The organism is Synechococcus sp. MU1625, from assembly GCF_020514205.1.
Taxonomy (GTDB): Bacteria; Cyanobacteriota; Cyanobacteriia; order PCC-6307; family Cyanobiaceae; genus Parasynechococcus.
In genome coordinates, this window is sequence record NZ_VTLA01000002.1 from 19,377 (window position 1) to 39,467 (window position 20,091).

The 20,091-nt window shown below is 64.2% G+C and carries 17 protein-coding genes and 1 tRNA gene; 9 read left to right on the forward strand and 9 right to left on the reverse strand.

Annotated elements, in window-relative coordinates; all coding sequences use genetic code 11:
- Window positions 1-26 precede the first annotated feature (26 nt).
- Window positions 27-98 (reverse strand) — tRNA-Gly (locus FZX13_RS06005).
- A gap of 89 nt (window positions 99-187) precedes the next feature.
- A complete protein-coding gene (gene uvrB / locus FZX13_RS06010) occupies window positions 188-2,227 on the reverse strand; it encodes an excinuclease ABC subunit UvrB (RefSeq protein WP_226408418.1) in 2,040 nt (679 codons plus the stop codon).
- Window positions 2,228-2,298: 71 nt separating this feature from the next.
- On the opposite strand from uvrB, the gene FZX13_RS06015 reads away from it, so the two are divergent.
- Window positions 2,299-2,754, forward strand: a complete 456-nt coding sequence (locus FZX13_RS06015; protein WP_226408420.1) for a GNAT family N-acetyltransferase — start codon at window positions 2,299-2,301, stop codon at window positions 2,752-2,754.
- A 52-nt stretch (window positions 2,755-2,806) separates the two neighbouring features.
- Complete coding sequence (gene mutS / locus FZX13_RS06020; RefSeq protein ID WP_226408422.1) at window positions 2,807-5,512, forward strand: DNA mismatch repair protein MutS; 2,706 nt, start codon at window positions 2,807-2,809, stop codon at window positions 5,510-5,512.
- Between the two features lie 4 nt (window positions 5,513-5,516).
- Here mutS and ribH read toward each other — a convergent pair whose 3' ends face one another.
- The 3 genes from ribH to FZX13_RS06035 form a co-directional block, all read right to left on the reverse strand.
- Window positions 5,517-5,999, reverse strand: a complete 483-nt coding sequence (ribH, locus tag FZX13_RS06025) for a 6,7-dimethyl-8-ribityllumazine synthase (protein WP_115024771.1) — start codon at window positions 5,997-5,999, stop codon at window positions 5,517-5,519.
- A gap of 63 nt (window positions 6,000-6,062) precedes the next feature.
- The gene (psbZ, locus tag FZX13_RS06030; protein ID WP_006850156.1) at window positions 6,063-6,251 is read right to left on the reverse strand and encodes a photosystem II reaction center protein PsbZ; all 189 of its coding nucleotides are present in this window, start codon (window positions 6,249-6,251) and stop codon (window positions 6,063-6,065) included.
- Window positions 6,252-6,364: 113 nt separating this feature from the next.
- Window positions 6,365-7,123, reverse strand: a complete 759-nt coding sequence (locus tag FZX13_RS06035; RefSeq protein WP_226408424.1) for a DUF561 domain-containing protein — start codon at window positions 7,121-7,123, stop codon at window positions 6,365-6,367.
- A gap of 58 nt (window positions 7,124-7,181) precedes the next feature.
- On the opposite strand from FZX13_RS06035, the gene tilS reads away from it, so the two are divergent.
- Window positions 7,182-8,162 carry a tRNA lysidine(34) synthetase TilS gene (tilS, locus tag FZX13_RS06040; protein ID WP_226408426.1) on the forward strand — a complete coding sequence of 327 codons (981 nt, stop codon included), beginning with the start codon at window positions 7,182-7,184 and terminating at the stop codon, window positions 8,160-8,162.
- Here the strand turns inward: tilS and FZX13_RS06045 are convergent.
- Window positions 8,110-8,757 carry a precorrin-8X methylmutase gene (locus tag FZX13_RS06045; protein WP_226408809.1) on the reverse strand — a complete coding sequence of 216 codons (648 nt, stop codon included), beginning with the start codon at window positions 8,755-8,757 and terminating at the stop codon, window positions 8,110-8,112. The two genes, tilS and FZX13_RS06045, sit on opposite strands and share 53 nt — an antisense overlap.
- A gap of 9 nt (window positions 8,758-8,766) precedes the next feature.
- On the opposite strand from FZX13_RS06045, the gene holA reads away from it, so the two are divergent.
- Genes holA through FZX13_RS06060 form a run of 3 tightly spaced genes read left to right on the forward strand, consistent with a single transcriptional unit; the run spans window position 8,767 to window position 12,343 of the window.
- Entirely contained in the window at window positions 8,767-9,732 is a 966-nt protein-coding gene (holA, locus tag FZX13_RS06050; RefSeq protein WP_226408428.1) for a DNA polymerase III subunit delta, read from the forward strand.
- Between the two features lie 47 nt (window positions 9,733-9,779).
- Window positions 9,780-11,585, forward strand: coding sequence for an aspartate kinase (locus tag FZX13_RS06055; protein WP_226408811.1), 1,806 nt, complete (start codon window positions 9,780-9,782; stop codon window positions 11,583-11,585).
- Window positions 11,586-11,617: 32 nt separating this feature from the next.
- Window positions 11,618-12,343 (forward strand): hypothetical protein, encoded by a 726-nt coding sequence (locus tag FZX13_RS06060; protein ID WP_226408430.1) that lies wholly within the window; start codon window positions 11,618-11,620, stop codon window positions 12,341-12,343.
- On the opposite strand, the gene FZX13_RS06065 is transcribed toward FZX13_RS06060, so the two are convergent.
- The 3 genes from FZX13_RS06065 to FZX13_RS06075 are packed head-to-tail and all read right to left on the reverse strand — an operon-like array spanning window position 12,329 to window position 16,364.
- Window positions 12,329-14,383: a ribonuclease J gene (locus FZX13_RS06065; protein WP_115024767.1), complete on the reverse strand. Its 2,055-nt coding sequence runs from the start codon at window positions 14,381-14,383 to the stop codon at window positions 12,329-12,331. The two genes, FZX13_RS06060 and FZX13_RS06065, sit on opposite strands and share 15 nt — an antisense overlap.
- A 50-nt stretch (window positions 14,384-14,433) precedes the next feature.
- Window positions 14,434-15,342 (reverse strand): 4-hydroxy-tetrahydrodipicolinate synthase, encoded by a 909-nt coding sequence (gene dapA, locus FZX13_RS06070; protein WP_226408432.1) that lies wholly within the window; start codon window positions 15,340-15,342, stop codon window positions 14,434-14,436.
- Window positions 15,339-16,364: an aspartate-semialdehyde dehydrogenase gene (locus FZX13_RS06075; RefSeq protein WP_226408445.1), complete on the reverse strand. Its 1,026-nt coding sequence runs from the start codon at window positions 16,362-16,364 to the stop codon at window positions 15,339-15,341. The genes dapA and FZX13_RS06075 overlap by 4 nt, the downstream gene beginning before the upstream one ends.
- Window positions 16,365-16,521: 157 nt before the next feature.
- Here FZX13_RS06075 and tig point away from each other — a divergent pair, with 157 nt between their 5' ends.
- From tig to clpX, 3 genes are all read left to right on the forward strand, one after another.
- Entirely contained in the window at window positions 16,522-17,931 is a 1,410-nt protein-coding gene (tig, locus tag FZX13_RS06080; protein WP_226408447.1) for a trigger factor, read from the forward strand.
- 43 nt (window positions 17,932-17,974) lie between these two features.
- Window positions 17,975-18,649, forward strand: a complete 675-nt coding sequence (gene clpP / locus FZX13_RS06085) for an ATP-dependent Clp endopeptidase proteolytic subunit ClpP (protein ID WP_115024764.1) — start codon at window positions 17,975-17,977, stop codon at window positions 18,647-18,649.
- Between the two features lie 90 nt (window positions 18,650-18,739).
- The gene (clpX, locus tag FZX13_RS06090; protein WP_226408449.1) at window positions 18,740-20,089 is read left to right on the forward strand and encodes an ATP-dependent protease ATP-binding subunit ClpX; all 1,350 of its coding nucleotides are present in this window, start codon (window positions 18,740-18,742) and stop codon (window positions 20,087-20,089) included.
- Window positions 20,090-20,091: the final 2 nt, after the last annotated feature.

Consider the following 20,091-nt stretch of genomic DNA (forward strand, 5'->3'; position numbering starts at 1 on the left):
GCCCTTCTGGACTGGGTTCTGAATCAAGCGGATGAAGAGATTCGAACTCTCGACCCTCTCCTTGGCAAGGAGATGCTCTACCACTGAGCTACATCCGCAGGTCGACGTGGGCGTTTCCCTGACGACAAACAGACTTTGCCTTACCGAGGGACCAAAGGTCAATTGCAACAGGTTGCCACCTTGAATTTCAGCGGGAACCAGCCATCTTCTGACGCAGCTGCTTCACCCGGTCGCGCAGGTTCGCCGCTTCTTCGAAGTCAAGCTTCTTGGCCGCCTCCTTCATCTTGGCCTCCAGCTGATCGATCAATTCCGGCAACGCCTCCAGCGCCAGGCCGGCATCGGGATCGTTCTCCAGGGCCTGAGCGGCTTTGCCCACCACCTCCACCAGATCGGCATCAGGCCCGTCTTGCTTGAGCTTGCGGCTCAGCTCCAGGAAGCTGAGGATCGAGTTGCTGGCCTTCTTGCCCGCCGCGGTGGGCACAATGCCGTGCTTCTCGTTGTGGGTCTGCTGGATCGCACGGCGCCGCTCAGTTTCAGAGATGGCCTTGGCCATCGAATCGGTCATGTTGTCGGCATAGAGCAGCGCCACTCCCTCCACGTGCCGGGCGGCCCGGCCAATGGTCTGAATCAACGAGCGCTCAGCTCGCAGGAAACCCTCCTTGTCGGCATCGAGGATCGCCACCAGGCTCACCTCCGGCAAGTCCAGGCCCTCCCGCAGCAGGTTCACCCCCACCAGCACGTCGTATTCACCCAGGCGCAAATCCTGAATGATCTCGATCCGCTCGATCGAGTGGATCTCCGAGTGCAGATACCGCACCCGCACCTCGTTCTCCGCCATGTAATCGGTGAGGTCTTCCGCCATCCGCTTGGTGAGGGTGGTGACCAGCACCCGCTGGTTCTTGCTGGCCCGATCGCGGATCTCCCCCAACAAATCATCGACCTGGCCGGACGTGGGCCGCACCTCCACCACCGGATCCAGCACCCCCGTAGGACGGATCACCTGCTCAGCTACCTCACCGCCGCTCACCTCCATCTCCCAGTTGCCAGGCGTGGCTGAGACGAACACCGTTTGCCGCGCCTTCTGCCAGAACTCTTCGCCCTTGAGCGGACGGTTGTCCGCCGCGCTGGGCAAACGGAAACCGTGCTCGATCAGCACCTTCTTGCGGGCCTGATCGCCGTTGTACATCGCCTGCAATTGGGAGCAGGTGACATGGCTCTCGTCCACGATCAGCAGCCAGTCGTCGGGGAAGTAATCGATCAGGCATTCCGGCGGCGTGCCCTCCTCGCGGCCGGCCAGGTGGCGGGCGTAGTTCTCCACCCCGTTGCAGTAGCCAACCTGGCCCAGCATCTCCAGGTCGTACTTGGTGCGCTGCTCCAGCCGCTGGGCCTCCAGCAACTTGCCTTCGCCATTGAGCACATCCAGCCGATCCCGCAGTTCCTGGCGGATCTCACGGATGGCGGTATCGAGCCGATCTTTAGGCGTCACGAAGTGCTTGGCCGGGTAAATGTTCACCGCATCCATGCTCTGCAGGATCTCGCCGGTGGTGGGGTCGACGTAGCGGATCGCCTCCACCTCATCGCCGAACAGCTCAATCCGCACCAGCCGGTCTTCGTAGGCGGGGCCGATCTCCAGCACGTCCCCCTTCATCCGAAAACGGCCGCGGGCGATTTCGGTGTCGTTGCGGCTGTACTGGTTGTTCACCAGCTCCCGCAGCTGGCCGCGAATGTTGAGGGTTTCCCCCACCTCAAATTTCACCGCCGCCTTGAGGTATTCACTCGGAATCCCCAGGCCGTAAATGCAGCTAATCGAGGCCACCACGATCACATCGCGCCGCTCGAACAACGAACGCGTCGCCGAGTGGCGCAGCATGTCGATCTCTTCGTTGATCGACGCCGTCTTGGCGATGTAGGTGTCGCTGACAGGAACGTAGGCCTCCGGCTGGTAGTAGTCGTAATAGGAGATGAAGTACTCAACGGCGTTCTCGGGGAAGAACTCCCGCAGCTCGTTGCAGAGCTGGGCCGCCAAAGTTTTGTTGTGGGCCAACACCAAGGCCGGTCGGCCGGTCTGGGCGATGACGTTGGCCATCGTGAACGTCTTGCCCGTGCCCGTCGCTCCCAGCAGGGTCTGATAGCGCTCACCGCCATTGACCCCCTTCACCAGCTGCTTAATCGCCGTCGGCTGGTCACCTTTAGGGGTGTAGGGCGCCGTGAGGTCGTAGGCGGGCATGGGTGCTGTGCCAAACGGCGGCCGTCAATTATCGCCGGGGAGCAAGATGAAGTGCTGCGGCTCCCCGACCCGTGACCCCGATCCGGCTGGTTCACCATGCCCCCGGAGCCCCCGGCCTGCGCTGGCTTGGCCTTGGGCCGGATCTGCGTCCCAGCCGGGCACTGATCAAGCTGCAACGGCTGTTCGATCGCCATGCCTTCTGGGCCCGCGGTCGCAGCTTTTCCCAGCTGCGGCGGCTGCTGGCCGGAAGCGACGCCGTAGTGAGCCTCTGGCGCGGCAAGCGGCTGGTGGGCTTCGGCCGGGCCACCTCCGATGGTTTTAGCCGCGCCGTGCTCTGGGACATCGTCGTGGCCGGCGATCTGCAGGGCCATGGCCTGGGCCGCCGGGTGATCGAAGAACTGCTCCACACCCCGCCGGTGGTGGGCGTGGAGCGGGTGTATCTGATGACCACCAAAAGTGCCGGCTTCTACCAGCAACTGGGTTTCCAGGATGCAAACCCGCAACAGTTAATGGTGCTGCGGCGCTGAGACATCTGAGACCTGTCAGGCCCGGTACGATCCGGATTCGTCAGAGCAGCCGATGCCCCGGTCCGCGTCCCAGCCCCCTGACGACGCCCTGCAGGGCAATCTGTTTGGCGCTCCCGAGCCAGCAACGCCGACTGCACCCGACAGCGGACCTGAGGCGGCCAGCCACGATCTCAGCGACGACGAGCTCGGGGCCGATGCCGCCGCCCGGCCCCGAACGCGCCAGGCCAACGCCAGCGACACCAGTGCTGACAGCCCAGGGGCCAACGATCCCGAACCCAGCAGCGACGAACCGGCTTGGGCCCACCACAGCCAACTGGATCCGCAGCAGCTCACGCCGATGCTGCGCCACTACGTGGAGCTCAAGGCCGCCCATCCCGAGCGGGTGCTGCTCTACCGCCTCGGCGACTTCTTCGAGTGCTTCTTTGAAGACGCGATCGAACTCTCCCGGGTGCTCGAACTCACCCTCACGGGCAAGGAGGGCGGCAAGGCGATCGGCCGCGTACCGATGGCGGGCATCCCCCACCACGCCGCTGAGCGCTACTGCGCCGAACTGATCAAGCAGGGCTACAGCGTGGCCCTCTGCGATCAGCTGGAGACCACCCCCACTAAGGGCGCCCTGCTCAAACGGGACATCACCCGGGTGCTGACCCCCGGCACCGTGCTGGAGGAAGGCATGCTCAGCGCCCGCCGCAACAACTGGCTGGCGGCGGTGGTGGTGGAGCCGCCCCAGGGCAAGCAACCGCTGCGCTGGGGCCTGGCCAGCGCCGATGTGAGCACCGGCGAGGTGCAGGTGATGCAGCGGGAGGAGAGCAGCGCCCTGCACCAGCAATTGGCCCAGCAGGAGGCCTCCGAACTGCTCTGGGCCGCCGGCCACGACGCGGGCCGGCCGGCCTGGTGCCCAGAACGGCTGCGGCTGACGCCGATGGCCAGCACCCCCTTCAGCCCCGCCGAGGCGGAGCGCACCCTGCAGCAGCACTACCGCCTCAGCAGCCTCGATGGCCTGGGCCTGCCGGAGCATCCCCTGGCCCTGCAGGCCCTCGGCGGCCTGCTGCGCTACCTGCAGGAGACCCAGCCCCTGGAGGACGACAGCCGCATTCCCCTGGAGGTGCCGGCGATCGTGCACCGCGGCGATGCCCTGGTGCTGGATGCCCAGACCCGCCGCAACCTCGAACTCACCGCCACCCAACGCGACAACCAGCTGCAGGGGTCGTTGCTCTGGGCCATCGATCGCACCCTTACCGCCATGGGCGGCCGTTGCCTGCGCCGCTGGCTGGAAGCACCCTTGATGGACCGCGAGGCCATTCAACAGCGCCAGGATCTGGTCAGCAGCCTGGTAGGCGAACGCAGCCTGCGGCTGACGATCCGCCAGCTGCTGCGGCCGATGGGCGACCTGGAGCGGCTGGCTGGACGGGCCGGAGCCGGCCATGCCGGTGCCCGCGATCTGGTGGCCATCGCCGATGGTCTGGAGCGGTTGCCCCAACTCACGGCACGACTGGAGGCTGCCATCAGCGAGGGCCCCGACTGGTTGCAGCAGCTGCTGACCCCCGATCCGGCCCTGGCCGAACTGGCCCAGACCATTCGCCACAACTTGGTGGAGGCACCGCCCCTATCGCTCTCGGAAGGCGATCTGATCCATGACGGGGTCGACCCGCTGCTGGATGGATTGCGCAACCAGCTGGACGATCAGGACGCCTGGCTCAGCCATCAGGAGCAGCAGGAGCGCCAACGCAGTGGCATCAGCACCCTGAAGCTGCAGCACCACCGCACCTTCGGCTATTTCCTGGCGGTGAGCAAAGCCAAGGCCACAGCCGTGCCGGACCACTGGATCCGGCGCCAGACCCTGGCCAACGAGGAACGCTTCATCACCCCGGATCTCAAGGAGCGGGAGGGCCGCATCTTCCAGCTGCGGGCCCGAGCTTGCCAGCGGGAATACGAGCTGTTCTGCCAGCTGCGCGAGCAGGTGGGAGCCATGGCCGCCCCGATCCGCCAGGCGGCCCGCGCCGTTGCCGCCCTTGATGCCCTCACCGGCCTGGCCGATGTGGCCGCCAGCGGTGGCTACTGCGCCCCCAGCATCACCGACAGCCGTGGGCTGCAGCTGGAGGCCAGCCGCCATCCGGTGGTGGAGCAACGGCTGGTGGAAACCGCCTTCACCCCCAATGATGTGCAGCTCGGTGAGGGCACTGATCTGGTGGTGCTCACGGGCCCCAACGCCAGTGGCAAGAGCTGCTATTTACGCCAGATCGGCCTGATCCAGTTGATGGCTCAGATCGGCAGCTGGGTGCCGGCCCGCTCTGCCAGCGTCGGCATTGCCGATCGGATCTTCACCCGGGTGGGTGCCGTGGATGATCTGGCCGCCGGCCAGTCCACCTTCATGGTGGAGATGGCCGAAACCGCCAACATCCTTCACCACGCCACTGAGCGCTCTCTGGTGCTGCTGGATGAGATCGGGCGGGGTACCGCCACCTTCGATGGCCTCTCTATTGCCTGGGCCGTGAGCGAGCACCTGGCAGGCGATCTGGGCAGCCGCACGGTGTTCGCCACCCACTATCACGAGCTCAATAACCTGGCCTCCGAACGCGACAACGTGGCCAACTTCCAGGTGCTGGTGGAAGAAACCGGCGACGACCTGGTGTTCCTCCACCAGGTGCAGTCCGGCGGCGCCAGCCGCAGCTACGGCATCGAAGCGGCGCGGTTAGCCGGCGTTCCCAAGCCTGTCGTGCAACGGGCTCGTCAGGTGCTGGATCAGCTGGCGGCCTGAAGCATCAAGCCGAAGGCAACGCGCGCATCAGGCTGCCCATCTCAAGGGCTTCCAGGCCGTAGCTCCAACCCAGGTTGCTCTTGATGCCAGCCCGCTCCAGCGCCTGCTGCATCGTGTCGGTGGTCAACACCCCGAAGATCACGGGCACGGAGGTGTCGCGCGCCACTGCTGCAATGCCCTTGCTGGCTTCTGCGACCACCACATCGAAATGGGGGGTATCGCCACGGATCACGGCACCCAGGGTGACCAGCACCTGGTACTGACCGGAGCGGGCCATCTGCTGGGCCACGATCGGCAGTTCAAATGAACCCGGCACCCAGGCCACATCGAGCTGTGAACTGGTCTCCGACACATCCACGCCATGGCGCTTGAGGCAGTCGAGACAGCCGCTCAGCAGCTTGGCGGTGACGAGATCGTTGAAACGAGCCACGACGATGCCGACGCGCAGACCAGCTGCGTCAGAGAAACGTCCTTCGAACGTGGCCATTGGGAAGGTGCCGACTGAATCTCAGCCATCGTGGCACCCGCCGGTTGCGGCTGATAGACGAAATCAGACGACGAAGAAGCTCACACCCCAGTTGAGCAGCACCAGGGCGACCCAAACAGCACTGCCCAACAGGATCAGTCGGTTGGAACGGCCGCTGTCCTCACTGGAGGCATACAGCACCGGCACCGCAACGATCAAGGCAAAAGACGCCACCACCAGGGCCAGAACGGTCAGCGTGTTGATGAACTGCATGGAACTGGAAGTCAGGGGTCGATTTTCACACGAGAGCCGCTGCTCCCGAGAGCGAGCTGAGCACTCTTCACACCATGAAGGGGAAAAGTGCTCCGCTCAGCGGCTGATCAGGCTCAGACACGGGTCGCGACAGCGCTGCCCAAGGCGTCGCGCAGACCGCGCACCACAGCCAGCATCGCCAGCTCATCCTGGAGGCGGTTCACCGCTGAACCGACGCCCACGCCGGCGGCACCGGCGGCAATCGCCATCGGCAACGTCACCGCCGAGAGCCCCGAAGCACAAAGCACGGGCACGTCGACAGCACGGCTGATGCTGTGGGCCGCCGCCAGGGTGGGAGCAGCCTTCTCGATCAGGCCGAGGTGACCGGCGCTGAAGGGCTTGGCACTGGTGCCGCCCTCGGTCTGGATCAGATCGGCACCGGCCGCCACCAGATCGATGGCCAGCTGTTCCTGCTCATCCATCGGCAAAACGTGGGGCACCGTGACGCTCAACACAACGTTGGGCAGCAGTTGGCGGGTGCGGCGGGTGAGCTCCAGCACCTCAGCGGCATTAAAAATCCGACCTTGGGGATAAAAGGCGTCGTAATTGCCAATCTCCACCATCAATGCACCGGCCGCCACGGCCGCGGGGAACTGCTCGGGCTCCACCGACGACACACATACCGGAACTCCACCGGAGGCCTCGATCGCCAGGCGCACCAGGGCGGGGTCGCAGGCCACATCGATCAGATCAGCACCGCCACGCCCTGCTGCACGGGCAACCCGCTCCACGCTGGCGGCATCAAAATTCATCAGGCCAGCGATCACCTTGAGCGCAGAGCGCTGCTCGAGGCTGCGCTGCAGAGAAGCGGGCAGCTGCTGAAGACGGGTCATGGGGGACTGGACAGCAATGCCCCAATTCTCACACCGTGGGGGAAACGCACCCTCTTCCTTGGGCTGGACGTCCTGGCATGACCGCCTGCACCGGCGCCTGCTTCAGCAGCCGCAGCTGCTACCGCAGGAGAGCGCCCTGCTGTTGGCAGTCTCCGGCGGGCAGGACTCCATGGCCCTGCTGGCTCTGCTGCAGGATCTGGCGCCCTTGCATGGCTGGAGCCTGAGCCTTTGGCACGGCGATCACCGCTGGCACGACGGCTCCAGCCGGATCGCCGCCGAACTGAGGGCCTGGTGCCAACAGCGCCAGCTGCCCCTCCAGGTGGATCAGGCGGTGCCGGGGCAAGTGCCCAGCGAAGCCACGGCCCGGCAGTGGCGTTATGAACGGCTGGCGCAGCGGGCCCGCGAAGCAGGCGCCGATGTGGTGACCGGCCACACCGCCAGCGACCGGGCTGAAACGGTGCTGCTGCAGCTAGCCCGCGGTAGCGACCTCGCCGGGCTGGCGGCACTGCCCAGCGTCCGCCCCCTGAGTGCGGAGGGTCCCCACCTTCGCCGACCGCTGCTGCACCTGCAACGCCACGACACCCTGCAGATCTGCCAAGACCTGGCCCTGCCGATCTGGGAGGACCCGAGCAACCAATCCCCTGATTTCGCCCGCAACCGGATCCGTCAAGAGGTGCTGCCCGTCCTGGAGCAACTGCATCCGGGCTGCAGTCTGCGGATGAGCGATCTGGCCGAACGGGTGTCCCACGTGCGGGACAGTCAGACCGAACTAAGCCGGATGGCCCTGGAGCTTCTGCAAACCCCAGCCGGGCTAAACCGCCGCGGCCTGGGGGCGTTGAACCCGGCCACCCGCCGCCTGCTGCTGGCGCAATGGCTGCAGCAGCAGGGGGTGCCACCCTTGCCGGCCGCCCAATTGGAGCAGCTCAGCCAGCGCCTGAAACGCGGTGCACCCGGAGGTTCAGCCGATTGTCCGGGGGGCTGGCAGCTCAGCTGGAAGGGGGCGGAGCTGATGCTGCAGCAGCGCGAAGCAGGGCATTGACCGCCGCCGCCACCAGACCCGCGCCCCCACGACTGCCCTCCAAGCGGATCTGCGCCAGGCCGCTGGCCGCCAGATGACTCTTGCTTTCCGCCACCCCCACGAAGCCCACCGGCATGCCGATCACCAGGCTGGGGGCCGGGGCCCCAGCCGCCACCCGCTGCAACAGCACCTCCAGAGCTGTCGGTGCACTACCGATCAGCACCACTGGAGCGGGTGACGCCACCGCGAGCGTCGTCCAGGCCTGCTCCATGCCAGCGGCCGTGCGCGTCGAACCCTGCGGTGCCAGCTCTGGAGCCCACTCCAACACCGTGTGCACCGCGCTGCCGAGGGTGCGTTGGGCCATCGGGGCCACCGCTGCCGCTGCCATCGCGGTATCCGTCAGGATCGGGGCCCCCTGCCTCAGCGCCTCCACCCCCTGCTCACAGGCCCCCTCGCTGAACTGCAGCAGGGGCCCGAGCGAGAGATCACCACTGCTGTGCACCAGCCGTTCCAGCACCTGCTGTTGCAGCGGAGGCAAGCCCGTGTCGCCCAGAGCCGCATGGATCCGCCGGATGCTTTCGGTGAAGATCGGGTGGTCCTGGGCCATCCACGCCATCATCAACCCATGCCGATCCATCTGCTCTGGGGTGATGACGCCGCCGCGCGGGACCGGGCCATCGAGGCTCTGATCGGCCAGGTGGTCGACCCCAGCTGGAGCAGCCTCAACCTCAGCCGCCTGGATGGGGCAGACGCTGGTCAAGCCCTGCAGGCCCTCGAGGAGGCCCGCACCCCTCCCTTCGCCACGGGCGAACGGCTGGTGCTGCTGCAGCGCAGTCCGTTCTGCAACGGCTGTCCCAGTGAACTGGCCGACCGGTTTGAAGCCGCCCTTGAGCTCATCCCCGACACCAGCCACCTGGTGCTGGTGAACCCTGCCAAACCGGATGGTCGCCTGCGAACCACCAAAACCCTGCAGAAGCGGATCAAAACCGGGCTCGATCAGGAACAGAGCTTCCCGCTGCCAGCCGCCTGGGATGGCAATGGTCAGCGCCAATTAGTGCAACGCACTGCCGAGGCCCTGGGCCTGCAGGTCGACCCCGATGCCATCGATGCCCTGGTGGAGGCCATCGGCACCGACAGCGCCCGACTCGAATCGGAACTGCGCAAGCTTTCCCTGCGCGGCACCACCATTTCCGCTGCGCGGGTTCAGGAGCTGGTGGGGGGTCGCTCAACCAATGCTCTGGCCGTGGGCGATGCGCTGCTGGAGGGCAACCCCGGCGAGGCCATTGCCCGCTGGGATGCCCTCATCGAAGCCGGGGAACCAGCTCTGCGCATTGTGGCCACCCTCACCGGTCAGATCCGGGGTTGGCTCTGGGTGAGCCTGCTGGAACAGCAAGGGGAGCGGGATGTGGCGGTGATTGCCAAGGCCGCCGGGATCGGCAACCCCAAACGCATTTATGTAATGCGCAAGCAGCTGCAAGGTCGCCCGGCCAAACGCTTCCTCTCCCTGCTCGGGCGCCTGCTGGAGGTGGAGGCACGGCTGAAACGCGGCGCCCAGCCAGGCGATGCCTTCCGCGACGGACTGCTGGGCTGATCGCTGCCCGCCAGGTGAGAAAATCCAGCGTTGCTGAAGCCCAGACCATGGCCCTCCTGGTGCAGAAATTCGGGGGCACTTCCGTCGGCAGCGTGGAACGCATCAAGGCGGTGGCCGATCGCATCGGACGCTGCCGTGAGGAGGGGCACGACGTGGTCGTGGTGGTCTCCGCCATGGGCCACACCACCGACGAACTGACGGGTCTGGCCAACGCCATCACCTCCAGCCCCACCCAGCGGGAGATGGACATGCTGCTGGCCAGTGGTGAGCAGGTGTCGATCGCCTTGCTGGCCATGGCCCTAAACGCCCAAGGGGTCAGTGCAACGTCGATGACCGGCCCGCAGGTGGGCATCGCCACGGAATCCACCCATGGCCGAGCTCGGATTCTCGGGATTCGCACCGACCGAATCCGCAACCGCCTCGCTGCTGGCCAGGTGGTGGTGGTCGCCGGGTTCCAGGGCACCAGCACCAGCAGTGATGGCCTCAACGAAATCACCACCCTCGGACGCGGGGGCTCCGACACCTCCGCAGTGGCCCTGGCGGCAGCCTTGGGTGCCGATGCCTGCGAGATCTACACCGACGTTCCGGGTGTTCTCAGCACCGACCCGCGCAAAGTGCCGGATGCCCAGTTGATGGACACGATCAGCTGCGACGAAATGCTGGAACTCGCGAGCCTTGGGGCCTCCGTGCTGCATCCCCGAGCAGTTGAAATCGCCCGCAACTACGGCGTGAATCTTGTGGTGCGATCCAGTTGGAGCGATGCCCCAGGCACCCGGCTCACCAGCCGACCAGCCCGTCCGATCAGCACCAACGGCCTGGAGCTCGGCAGTCCCGTGGATGGGATGGAGGAAGTGGACGGACAGGCCGTGCTCGCCCTCTCCCATATCCCCGATCAGCCCGGCATTGCCGCACGACTGTTCGAAACCCTCTCCGACGGGGGAATCAATGTGGACCTGATCATTCAGGCCACCCATGAGGGCAGCAGCAATGACATCACCTTCACGGTGGCCGAGGCGGATCTCGAGCTGGCCCGCGGCATAAGCCAGAAAGTTCTGGATCAACTGGGCGGCGATCTGGCAGCAGAAGGAGGGCTGACGAAGCTCAGCATCAGCGGGGCCGGGATCATGGGGCGACCGGGCATTGCCGCCAACCTGTTCAACTGCCTGTGTCAACAGGGCATCAACCTTCGACTGATCGCCACCAGTGAAGTGAAGGTGAGCTGCGTGATCGAATCCAGTGCCGGCAGCAAAGCTGTTCAAGCGGTGCGGGACGCCTTCGACCTTGAGGAATCGCAAATCCGCATCAATCCCACCAACAACGGCCGTGGAGAACCGGAAGTGCGCGGCGTCGCCCTCGACCGCGACCAGGTGCAACTGAGTGTTCGCCACGTGCCCGATCGACCCGGCACCGCAGCGTCGCTGTGTTCAGCCCTGGCCGACAACAGCATCAGCCTGGATGCCATCGTTCAATCGGAACGACAACACAGCGACGGATCACGGGACATCACCTTCATCCTGCGCAAGGACGACCGCGCCCGTGCCGATGTAGCCCTAGCCCCCCTGCTGGCCCAGTGGCCGGGTGCCGCCCTGGAAGACGGCGAGGCCATTGCACGGGTGAGTGCCGTCGGTGCTGGGATGCCGGCAACGCCAGGAACAGCGGGGCGCATGTTCCGTGCTCTGGCGGATGCAGGCATCAACATCGGCCTGATCGCCACCAGTGAAATCAGAACCAGCTGCGTGGTGGCAGAAGAGGCTGGCGTCGAGGCCCTCCAAGTGGTGCACACCGGGTTCGGACTGGGTGGTGATGAACGTCACTCAGCCCAAGGCACCCCATCACCTCACGACGCCAGCTGAAGGTCTACAACTGGGGTACCGGAACCCCAAGCGTGGACGCCGATTTCGAGCAGCACTACCAAGCAGCGGAACGGGCCTACGGCCTCGGGGATTACCCCGAGGCTCATGACCTGGCCTCGGAGTTGTGGGATCAACTCCAAAGCGCATCAGACGAGCAAGACCAAAGCCTCGTCTTGGGATGGCGGGCTGTGGTGGCGTTGCTCCTGGGTCACATCCAGCTGCATGGACTCCAGCAACAGGAGCAAGCCGCCCTCTCTTACCAACGGGTGCTGGACAGTGAACCGGAGGCCACCCTGGCGGCCCTCGCGGAACAAGGGCTGGAGCTCTGCCGGTCGCAGAACAGCGTCAGCGCAGCAACGACGACACCTGCAACCGATGTCGTCCTCCCAGACCTGCTGAAGGATCCCTTCCTGACCTCGGATGCCGATCAAGCCAGTCCAGTACAGCCCCATGTGGTCACGGCGATGCCGTGGTTGCCCAGTGACGAGGAACCTCAGCCCACGCCCACTGCAGCTCCGGCCCCAACCCCAGAGCCTGCGGTCACCCTGGAACCAGAGATCACAACCGAGCCAGCGGATCAGCCACCGAGCGACGAGATCGAGCCCACAACCCAGGAGCCTGCAGCCAAGGATCTCCTGGAGAAATCGTGGCTCCGCAGACAACTTCAACCTGCAATCAAAAGCCCCACCGACTCGACTGAGCCGATGGGGCTAATGAACAGGATCAAAGGGGCCTTCGCCCGCTCAGCTGGCCGCTGAACGACGACGACGGGTGCGCCCTGCAGGCATCTCCGCTTCGACCGGCTGTTGAGCAGCAGCAGCTTTCTCGACAACCGGTTGGGGAGTCACTTTCTCGACCACAGCGGTTGCTGTTGCTGCCGCCGCACGGACGGGGGCCGGCGTTGGTGAGCCAGAACGGCCGTTGCCATTGCCCTGATTGGTGCGCACAGGAGCGGGTGTTCCACCACCACCGTTACGACGGCCATAGGGGGAACCACCTCCACGACCACCGCGACCGCGCGGTGCCGGACGATCATCGGGCTCAGCATCGGCGCGACCCTTGTAAACGGGCGTGCCACCAGGAGCTGGCTGCACCAGGCACAGGATCAGTGGCTCCACCTGCAGTTCACGGCGCATCCGCCGGCCGAGGCCCACCTCCACCTCACGCTGCACACCCATCCAATCCACTTCCGGTGCCTTCTCACCGGTGTTGCGGCAGAGCTGCTTCCAGCGATTTTCGAGCACCCAGGTGACTTCCCGCTCGGTCCACAAGGACATCTTGCGGGCATCCGCCGTGGTGACCACACCCCGCAGGTTCACCCGCGGCGGAGCCACCATGGCGCCATCGGTGCTGATCGCCGCCAGGATCGTCACCACGCCGTCTTCCGCCAACTGTTGGCGCTCCTTCAGAACACGGGCGTCAACGATGCCGTTGCGGGATTGGTCCAGCAGCTCAATGCCTGCCTTCACAGCATTGCCCTTGCGGAGCGAATCCGGAGTGAGCTCCACCACGTCACCGTTATCGATGATCAAGGTGTTGTCGACCGGAACCCCCATGGAGTGGCCGGTTTTGGAGTGCTGCACAAGCATCCGGTGCTCACCGTGCACCGGCACGAAGAACTTGGGCCGGGTGAGGGCCAGCATCAATTTCTGGTCTTCCTGGAAGCCATGGCCGGAGACATGAATGCCCTCGCCTTTCCCGTACACGACCTTGGCGCCCAGCATCATCAGCTTGTCGATCGTGTTGACCACGGAAATCGTGTTCCCGGGGATCGGGCTGGCTGAGAAAATGATCGTGTCGGTGGTCTTCACCCTCACCTGGGGATGTTCACCGCGGGAGATGCGGCTCAGGGCTGCCAGTGGCTCGCCCTGACTACCGGTCATCAGCAGCAGCGTTTCACGATCGGGCACATCATTGATCTGCTTGATCGGCACAAACAGCTCATCCGGCGCACGCATGTAGCCCAGTTCCCGGGCTTTGGCGATCACATTGAGCATGGAGCGGCCCAGAAGCCCCACCTTGCGGCCGTTCTTCAGGGCCAACTCCAGAATCATCGACACCCGATGGATCGAGCTGGCGAAGGTGGTCACGATGACCCGACCCTCGGCATTGGCGATGTGGCGGTCCAAGTTGGGGAACACGGAGCGCTCAGGAGGGCAAAAGCCAGGAACTTCCGAGTTGGTGGAATCACTGAACAGACACAAGACCCCCTTTTCACCGTGGTGGGCGAGCCGTGCCATGTCGAAGTTTTCACCATCGACCGGGGTGTGGTCGAACTTGAAATCACCCGTGAAGATCACGGTTCCCACCGGTGTGGAAATGGCCAGCGTGAAGCTGTCGGCCATCGAGTGGGTGTTGCGGATGAACTCCACCGAGAAGTGCTGACCCACCTTCACCACATCGCGCGGACCGACGGTCTGCAGGGTGGTGCGGTCTCTCACCCCCGCTTCGTCCATCTTCCCGGTCAGCATCGAGAGGGCCAGCCGCGGCCCATAGATCACCGGAATGTTGAAGTGCTTGAGGTGGTGAGCAATGCCACCGATGTGGTCTTCATGACCATGGGTGACGATCATGCCGCGGATCCGCTTCTGGTTCTCGCGCAGGAAGCTGGTGTCGGGCAGCACCACATTCACCCCGTGCATGCCATCGCTGGGGAAAGCCAGACCTGCATCCACCAGCATCAGGTCATCGCCGTACTCGAACACACAGGTGTTCTTGCCGATCTCATGCAGTCCACCCAGGGGGATCACCCGAAGACAAGGCTCTTGCCCCTTGCTGGATCGCGCGTTGTTGGCCATAGAAAGAGTTGAAGAAGAACGGATTGCGTAAGCCGATAAGCCGGACCGGGCTAGGTCTGACGAAGGGCGGCCATGGCGATGGAGAGGGAACGTTTCATGTCGTCAGAAAGAGGGCACAAAGGTGGACGGGGAGCACCGACAGACCAGCCATTGAGTTCGAGAGCAGCCTTGACAGGAATCGGATTGGTGGTGGCGAACAGAGCCTTAAACAGAGGAATGAGAGCGTCGTGCAGGGCGAGTGCGGAGGCACCGTCGCCATTCAGATAGGCCTCGATCATGGCGCGTATCTCGGGGCCCGCCACATGGCTGCCCACACTCACCACACCAACAGCACCCACGGCGAGCATGGGCAAGGTGAGGCCGTCATCGCCGCTGTAGATCGCCAACTGCGGACCGCAGGCCAGGCGCAGCGCCGTGACCTCTTCGGTGGTACCGCTGGCGGCCTTGAAACTCACTACATTGGGGCAGTCCATCAGCCGCGCCACCGTGGCCGGAGCGATGCTGCAGCCGGTGCGGCCGGGGATGTTGTAGAGCATCAACGGCAACTCAGGAGCCGCCTCAGCGATGGCACGGAAATGGGCCTCTAGGCCCTCTTGGGGAGGCTTGTTGTAGTAGGGCACAACCACGAGAGCACCATCGGCGCCGGCTGCCGCTGCTTGCTGGGTGGCCTCTATTGCCTCCGCTGTGGAGTTGCTGCCGGTGCCCGCCAACACCTTGGCGTCGTTGCCGACGGCGTCGCGAACGGCCTGCAGCAGTTGCAACTGCTCTTGCCAGCTAAGGGTCGGCGACTCGCCGGTGGTGCCACACACCAACAATCCATCGGAACCCTGCTCCACGAGATGGCGTGCCAACTGACCCGCCAAGGTCAGATCCACAGCACCGCTGGCATCAAAGGGGGTCACCATGGCGGTGACAACACGACCGAAGGGTGTTGGGGAGAGGGTGGCGGTACGTGTCATGACTTCTGGATCAACAGTTCAGCGATCTGAACGGCGTTGAGCGCCGCTCCCTTGCGGATTTGATCACCGCACAACCAGAGCTCCAGTGCGTTTGCATCACTGATGTCCTGACGGATCCGGCCGATCGCCACCGGATCGCGACCGGTGACGTCTGTCGGCATGGGGAAGCGGTTCGCCGCCGGGTCGTCAATCAACTCAACACCAGGGGCAGCGGCCAGTAGCTCACGTGCCTCCTCAACAGGGAAAGGAGACTCGAACTCAATGTTCACTGCTTCGGAATGGGCCCGCAGTACAGGCACCCGCACACAGGTCGCTGTGAAACGCAGATCCGGCAGACCCATGATCTTGCGGGTCTCGTTGACCATCTTCATCTCCTCCTCGCAGTAGCTGTTCGCCTGGAGCGGTGAGTTATGCAGAAAGAGATTGAAGGCCAGGGAGTAAGGCAGCACTTCACCCTTGGGGGTTCCCCCATCCAACACGGTCTGGGACAAATTTTTCAGCTCCTCCATCGCCCTGGCGCCGGCGCCACTGGCGGACTGATACGTACTCACGACAACCCTGCGCAGCGCTCGCTTCGCGGCCAGAGGGGCCAAGGCCAAGGTGAGCAGGATCGTGGTGCAATTCGGATTGGCGATCACCCCCTTGTGGGCGAAGGCCGCATCGGGATTGACCTCCGGCACCACCAGGGGAACCCCCTGCTCCATGCGAAAGGCGCTGGAGTTGTCGACCATCACCGCACCTGCAGCCGTGATCGCATCACGCCACTGCTTTGAAACGGAGCCACCGGCGGAGGCGAGCACCAAGTCAACCCCTTCGAACGACTGAGCCGACACCTCTTCCACCGTGAGAACACGGCCATTCCAGGCTTGGGTCTGACCGGCAGAGCGGGCCGACGCCAGCAGCTTCAGCTCGCCAACAGGGAAACGGCGTTCTTCAAGCAGCAGCAGCAATTCCTGGCCAACAGCACCGCTGGCACCAAGAACAGCAACATTGAGAGGACGGCTGGGAAGGGTCGAAGACAAGCGGTGGAGTGAACGATCTGAACGAAAACCCGTCGACTTTCGGAACCGACATCACTACGTAGAGAACGTGATGCCGATGGTGCGACGGGCTCAGCTTACCGATCCAGGCCCAGTTCAACCGTTGCATACAGTGCTTGGCTGCCCTTTCCCTTCCCCCATGAGCGCTGCAGCCCTGAAGGTGACCACCGAAGCCCGCCCAAGCAGCCGTCTGGCGGTGACGGTCACCGTTCCTGGGGAGCGCTGCAAAACGAGTTACGAAGACGCGATCACCAGTCTCAGCCGCAGCATCAACCTGCCGGGCTTCCGCAAGGGCAAGGTGCCGCGCACGGTGCTGGTTCAGCAGCTGGGAGGTGTGCGAATCAAAGCCACAGCGTTGGAACAGTTGATTGATGGCGCCTGGCGGGACGCCATTCAGCAGGAATCCCTGGAGCCGATCAGCCAGCCCGATCTGAGCAGTGGCTTCGATGGGCTGCTGGAAAGCTTTGAGCCCGGCAAGGAACTCACCTTCACCCTGGAAGCCGACGTCGCTCCGACGCCGAAACTGAAGAGCACGAAAGGGCTGAAGGCGGAATTCGAAACCGTCGCCTACGACGCCTCCCGTGTCGACGAGATGATCGAGGACTCCCGCAAGCAAATGGCCACGGTCGTTCCCGTGGAAGATCGTGCCGCGCAGAACGGTGACATCGCGGTGCTTGGGTTCAAAGGGACCTACAGCGATGACGGCAGCGAAATCGAGGGGGGCAGTGCCGATTCCATGGATGTCGACCTGGAAAACGGCCGGATGATCCCGGGCTTCATCGAGGGGGTCATCGGCATGAAAGTCGGCGACAACAAAACCGTGGATTGCCAATTCCCCGAGGACTATCCGAAGGAGGACGCGCGCGGACGCAAGGCCGCCTTCGAGATCGAGCTCAAGGACCTCAAGACCCGCGAACTGCCCGACCTGGATGACGCCTTCGCCAAGCAGGCCAGCGAGCAGGAAACCCTTGCAGATCTGCGCAAAGATCTCGAGCAGCGGCTCAAGGACGACGCCGAACGGCGCCAGACCAGCAACCGCCGCGATGCGCTCGTCGCCGCATTGGTCGAGCAGCTCGAAGTGGACTTACCCGAAGCCCTGATTCAGCAGGAGAGCCGCAACCTGCTGGAGCAGACGGCAGCCCAGTTCGCCCAGCAGGGCATGGATGTGAAGTCTCTGTTCACGCCAGATCTGGTGCGCAACCTGATGCAGAACTCCCGCCCAGAGGCCGAGGAACGGCTGCGCCGCAGTTTTGCCCTCACCGCCCTGGCTGAAGCGGAGGAGATCAAGCTCGACGACAAGGACGTTGACGCCAAGATCAAAGAGGTGAAAAAAGAACTCTCCAACGAGGCCAAAATCGATCCGGAACGCCTGCGGCAGGCCGTGATGGATGACCTGATGCAGGACCGTCTGATGGGTTGGCTCGAGGAGAACAGCACGCTCACCGAAAAGGCCCCGGCGGCAGATGACGGCACTCCAGCAGCCAAGAAAAAGGCTGCCGGCAAGAAGGCCCCCGCCAAAACCAAGTCCAAGGCGGACGCCAAGGACTGAGCAACGCCCATAGATTGAGCCAACTTCACCGCACACCGATCGCGTGATCGACGCCCGCAGTCACCACCCCATCCAGAACCGCTGGCGGGCCGCCATGCCCGTCTCGGCACCGGGGCCTCTACCCACGGTTGTGGAACAGTCCGGTCGCGGCGACCGGGCCTTTGACATCTATTCCCGCCTGCTGCGGGAGCGGATCATCTTCCTCGGCACCGGTGTGGATGACGCCGTCGCCGATGCTCTAGTCGCGCAGATGCTGTTCCTCGAAGCTGAGGACCCAGAGAAGGACATTCAGATCTACATCAACTCGCCGGGCGGCTCAGTCACAGCAGGACTGGCGATCTACGACACGATGCAGCAGGTGGCCCCGGACGTGGTGACCATCTGCTACGGCCTTGCCGCCAGCATGGGAGCGTTTCTCCTTTCCGGAGGCACCAAAGGCAAGCGTCTCGCCTTGCCCAATGCCCGGATCATGATCCACCAACCCCTCGGTGGCGCCCAGGGGCAGGCGGTGGACATTGAAATTCAGGCGAAGGAAATTCTGTATCTGAAGGAGACCTTGAACGGACTCATGGCCGACCACACCGGCCAGCCCCTCGACAAGATCTCAGAAGACACCGACCGCGACTACTTCCTTTCTCCAGCAGAAGCGGTTGAATACGGCCTGATCGATCGCGTGGTGGACAGTTCCGGGGACGGAGGAATCATTACGGAGAGCTGACAGAAGCGCTTCCGTTCTCGATCCTGTGTGTTCAGGGAGACGCCATCGGTTGATTCCTGTGTTGTTCTCCTGTGTGGTGCCCAGCGTTCGATGGCCAAGTTCGACGCCCATCTGAAGTGCTCGTTCTGTGGGAAATCCCAGGATCAGGTGCGCAAGCTGATCGCCGGACCCGGCGTCTACATCTGCGATGAATGCATCGATCTCTGCAACGAGATCCTCGATGAGGAGCTGGTGGATGGCCAAGGCAATCCACGTCACAGCCACGAGCAGAGCCGCAAGGCCGCACCTGCCGCGCGCAAGAGCAGTAAACCCGCCCCAACGCTGGCCTCCATTCCCCGGCCTCAGGACATCAAGAGCTTCCTGGATGAACAGGTGGTCGGCCAGGACGCCGCGAAAAAGGTGATGTCGGTGGCGGTTTACAACCATTACAAGCGCCTGGCCTGGCAAGGCGATGGCAACGGCGAAACCGAGGAGACCGCCACCCGCCTGCACAAGAGCAACATCCTGCTGATCGGACCCACCGGCTGCGGCAAAACGCTGTTGGCCCAGACCCTGGCCGAAATGCTGGATGTTCCCTTCGCCGTGGCCGATGCCACCACCCTCACCGAAGCGGGCTATGTGGGTGAGGACGTGGAAAACATCCTGCTGCGGCTACTGCAGAAGGCCGACATGGATGTGGACCAGGCCCAGCGGGGCATTATCTACATCGATGAGATCGACAAAATCGCCCGCAAGAGCGAGAACCCCTCGATCACTCGGGATGTCTCCGGCGAAGGTGTTCAACAGGCCCTGTTGAAAATGCTGGAGGGCACCGTGGCCAACGTGCCGCCCCAGGGTGGCCGCAAGCACCCCTACCAGGACTGCATCCAGATCGACACCAGCCAGATACTGTTCATCTGCGGCGGTGCCTTCGTCGGCCTCGAGGACGTGGTGCAGAAACGGATGGGCCGCAACGCCATCGGCTTCATGCCCAGCGATGGCCGCGGACGCAGTCGGGCCAATCGCGACCTGCAAGCCGCCCATGTGCTGCGTCACATGGAGCCGGATGATCTGGTGCGCTACGGCTTGATCCCGGAATTCATCGGCCGGATGCCGGTGAGTGCCGTGCTCGAACCCCTGGACGAAAGCGCCTTGCAATCGATCCTGACCGAGCCCCGCGATGCCCTGGTGAAGCAGTTCCGCACCCTGCTGAGCATGGACAACGTGCAACTCCAGTTCGCCGATGACGCCATCGAGGCGATCGCCCAAGAGGCCCACCGGCGCAAGACCGGCGCCCGAGCTCTGCGCGGCATCGTCGAAGAACTGATGCTCGATTTGATGTACGACCTCCCCTCGCAGACATCCGTGAAGGAATTCACCGTGACCCGGGCGATGGTGGAAGAACACACCGGCGGCAAGGTGCTCCCCCTGCCTGGCACGGAACAACAGAAGACCGCCTGAGC

Coding starts and splice junctions, on each gene's coding strand:
- FZX13_RS06045 (WP_226408809.1), bottom strand. CDS start 8,757: ATGGCGTGGATGGCCCAGGACCACCCGATCTTCACCGAAAGCATCCGG.
- FZX13_RS06055 (WP_226408811.1), top strand. CDS start 9,780: ATGGCCCTCCTGGTGCAGAAATTCGGGGGCACTTCCGTCGGCAGCGTG.
- holA (WP_226408428.1), top strand. CDS start 8,767: ATGCCGATCCATCTGCTCTGGGGTGATGACGCCGCCGCGCGGGACCGG.
- tig (WP_226408447.1), top strand. CDS start 16,522: ATGAGCGCTGCAGCCCTGAAGGTGACCACCGAAGCCCGCCCAAGCAGC.
- FZX13_RS06065 (WP_115024767.1), bottom strand. CDS start 14,383: ATGGCCAACAACGCGCGATCCAGCAAGGGGCAAGAGCCTTGTCTTCGG.
- dapA (WP_226408432.1), bottom strand. CDS start 15,342: ATGACACGTACCGCCACCCTCTCCCCAACACCCTTCGGTCGTGTTGTC.
- mutS (WP_226408422.1), top strand. CDS start 2,807: ATGCCCCGGTCCGCGTCCCAGCCCCCTGACGACGCCCTGCAGGGCAAT.
- FZX13_RS06035 (WP_226408424.1), bottom strand. CDS start 7,123: ATGACCCGTCTTCAGCAGCTGCCCGCTTCTCTGCAGCGCAGCCTCGAG.
- ribH (WP_115024771.1), bottom strand. CDS start 5,999: ATGGCCACGTTCGAAGGACGTTTCTCTGACGCAGCTGGTCTGCGCGTC.
- psbZ (WP_006850156.1), bottom strand. CDS start 6,251: ATGCAGTTCATCAACACGCTGACCGTTCTGGCCCTGGTGGTGGCGTCT.
- uvrB (WP_226408418.1), bottom strand. CDS start 2,227: ATGCCCGCCTACGACCTCACGGCGCCCTACACCCCTAAAGGTGACCAG.
- clpX (WP_226408449.1), top strand. CDS start 18,740: ATGGCCAAGTTCGACGCCCATCTGAAGTGCTCGTTCTGTGGGAAATCC.